Genomic DNA, 401 nt, shown 5'->3' with positions numbered 1-401 from the left:
GCTCAAGCCATGCCTGGCGGTATAGCCGTGATTCGTACCCTTATGGATCAATATGGTTTAACCCTTGCCGATCTGCCGGAAATTGGCAGTAAATCTATGGTGTCACGCGTTTTGAGCGGGAAGAGGAAATTAACGCTGGAACACGCTAAAAAATTGGCAACGCGATTCGGCATTTCTCCCGCCTTGTTTATTGATTAACGCGACGTGCCGGATGCGTTGCATCCGGCGCTTAAAATAACGATTTAAATCGCCAGCGCCAGCCGTGTTCCCTGGGCAATTGCCCGTCGTGCGTCCAGCTCCATAGCCACATCGCAGCCGCCAATTAAATGCACAGTTTTCCCGCTATCAATCAGCGGTTGCGCCAGCGCGCGGTTTGGCTCTTGCCCTGCGCAGATCACCAC

The 401-nt window shown here is 53.1% G+C and carries 1 pseudogene; it reads left to right on the top strand.

From position 1 onward, the window contains the following. Positions 1 to 198 (top strand): annotated as a pseudogene (higA, locus tag CHM34_RS18710) (type II toxin-antitoxin system antitoxin HigA); the annotation flags it as partial. Between the last annotated feature and the right edge of the window lie 203 nt (positions 199 to 401).

This window comes from Paludifilum halophilum, assembly GCF_002245355.1.
GTDB classification, from domain to species: Bacteria; Bacillota; Bacilli; order Thermoactinomycetales; family DSM-45169; genus Paludifilum; species Paludifilum halophilum.
The sequence above is the reverse complement of the archived record's forward strand: the minus strand, read 5'-3'. Positions and strand labels throughout refer to the sequence as shown.